This window comes from Streptantibioticus ferralitis, from assembly GCF_029223525.1.
Classification (GTDB): Bacteria; Actinomycetota; Actinomycetes; order Streptomycetales; family Streptomycetaceae; genus Streptantibioticus_A; species Streptantibioticus_A ferralitis.
Map to the genome: position 1 here is coordinate 1 of NZ_JARHTQ010000081.1, position 2,283 is coordinate 2,283.

Consider the following 2,283-nt stretch of genomic DNA (forward strand, 5'->3'; position numbering starts at 1 on the left):
CCTGTCGGCGTCGGGTGAATCGTGACCCAGTTTGACCGGGTGAAAGATGACCCACTTTGTGGCGGTTCAGTCGGTGTCGTTGTCGGTAGGGACGCGTCCGAGTTCACGTCCGCGCATGCGGTAGGAGTCTCCTTTGAGGGAGTGGACTTCGGCGTGGTGGACGAGGCGGTCGATCATGGCGGCGGCCACGGTCTCGTCGCCGAAGACCTCTCCCCAGCGTCCGAAGGGTTTGTTGCTGGTGACGATTACGGACGCGTGTTCGTAGCGGTTTGAGATCAGTTGGAAGAACAGGTTGGCGGCTTCCGATTCGAAGGGGATGTAGCCGACTTCATCGACCACGATCAAGGGATAGCGACCGAGGCGGGTGAGTTCTGCGGAGAGGTTTCCGGCCTGGTGGGCGGCGGCGAGCCGGTCCACCCACTCGGCCGCGGTGGCGAACGCGACGCGGTGGCCGGCCTGGCAGGCCCGCACTCCCAGGCCGATGGCCAGGTGTGTCTTGCCCGTGCCCGGCGGGCCCAGAAAAACTACGTTCTCCTTGCCCGCGATGAAGTCCAAGGTTCCCAGATGGGAGAGCTGTTGGCGCGTCAGGCCGCGCAGGTGGGTGACGTCGAGTTCTTCGAGTGTCTTGATCGAGGGGAAGCGGGCGGCGCGTACTCGTGCTTCACCGCCGTGGGATTCGCGGGCGGCGACCTCGCGTTGCAGGCAGGCGACGAGGTATTCGGCGTGGGTCCAGGACTCGGTGCGGGCTCGTTCGCCGAGCCGGTCGGCGGCCTCCAGCAGGGCCGGAGCCTTCAGGGCCCGGGCCAGGAAGGCCAGATCGGATGAGATCTGCTGGCTGGTGCGGCGGCCTGCGGCCGGCACCTGGGCTTTGCCTGCGGGCTGGGCGAGGGCGGCCTCGCCGTCGGCGGTGGCGGTTGATGGCATCAGATGGCCTCCTTGTCGGCGCCGCCGTCGATGACGGTGAACAGGCGGTCGTAGGTGTCCAGCTCGCGCTGTTCGACCTCGACCAGCGGGCCGCCGGAGTTGACGGCCTGGATCTGACCGGTGGGACGGTGGCGTGCCTGGTGCCGCATCATCTGGCCGGCCTCGGCGTGTTCGGGGTCGGTGAGGGTCTGGTGGCGGGCCCAGCAGCGCGGATGCCGGGCCATGATCTGTCCGCTGGCGGCCAGGACGATGACCTCGTCGGTGTCGGTCAGCACGGTCACGTGGTGGCCGATGGCTGCGGGGTCGACGGAGTAGTCGCAGGTGTCGACGCGGACGTAGTGGTCGCGGCCGAGCCGGGTCGAGAACCGCCACCAGGTCGGTGGGTCGACCGCGGGCAGAGTGAGCATCTGAGCCCGGTCGGCTTCCCACCGGTCGGCCGGGCGGGTGCCCAGGCCGCGGTGGACGCGCCGGTTGGCGACCTTGAGCCACTCGGCGAGCTGGGTGTTGAAGTCGTCCGGGCCGCTGAAGTGACGGCCGGGCAGGAAGGAGGTCTCCAGATAGCCGTTCGCCCTCTCCACCAGCCCTTTCGCCTCCGGATCCCTGGGACGGCACAAGTAGATCTTGGTGGCGAGCAGGCCCGCGAACGCGGCGAACTCCGACGTGGGGCGTCCCCGGCCGACGCCGGCCTCGTTGTCCCAGACCAGCATCCGGGGGACCGCTGCCCACCGCGACAGCAGCCGCCAGTGCCCGTCGATCAGGTCGCCGGTCCTCCTGGAGGGCAGCATCCTCGCGGCGATCACCCGCGAGTAGCCCGACACCATCACCAGCACCGGCGGGCGGCCGGTCTGCCCATAGCCCAGCGGGATCTGCGCGTCGGGGAACCACAGGTCGCACTGGGCCAGTTCACCGGGCCGGTAGGTCGTGCGGGAGACCGGATCGACCGGCAGATAAGCCGGCCGAAGCTCCCGGATGCGGTCGGTGAGGATCGTCATCCCTCGGTCCCAGCCGATCCGCTCGGCGACCACGGTCGCGGGCATCGTCGGCGTCTCCCGCAGCAGCTCGCGGATCTGCCCTTCGACCACGTCCACCGCCGAGCCCTTCGGCGGCCGTTGGTACTTCGGCGGCCGGTCGCTCGCAAGCGCCCGCTTGACCGTGTTCTTCGAGATGCCCAGATGCCGTGCGATCGCCCGGATCGGCATCTGCTCGGCACGGCGCAGACGGCGGATCTCTGCCCAGTCCTCCACGGGAATCACCCTTCCCTCCTGACCTTGATCACCAAGGCCAAGAATCAGATGAAAATCCACAAAAGGGTCAGGATTGACACGCTGTCAAAGGGTCAGATTTGGACCGTCGTCGAGA

At 68.2% G+C, this 2,283-nt stretch carries 2 protein-coding genes; both read right to left on the bottom strand.

The annotated features are described in order from the left end of the window. Nucleotides 1-66: 66 nt before the first annotated feature. Nucleotides 67-924 (bottom strand): IS21-like element helper ATPase IstB, encoded by an 858-nt coding sequence (istB, locus tag P2L57_RS39720; RefSeq protein ID WP_275823446.1) that lies wholly within the window; start codon nt 922-924, stop codon nt 67-69. Then, entirely contained in the window at nt 924-2,177 is a 1,254-nt protein-coding gene (istA, locus tag P2L57_RS39725) for an IS21 family transposase (RefSeq protein WP_275823448.1), read from the bottom strand. The genes istB and istA overlap by 1 nt, the downstream gene beginning before the upstream one ends. Nucleotides 2,178-2,283: the final 106 nt, after the last annotated feature.

Coding starts and splice junctions, on each gene's coding strand:
- istB (WP_275823446.1), bottom strand. CDS start 924: ATGCCATCAACCGCCACCGCCGACGGCGAGGCCGCCCTCGCCCAGCCC.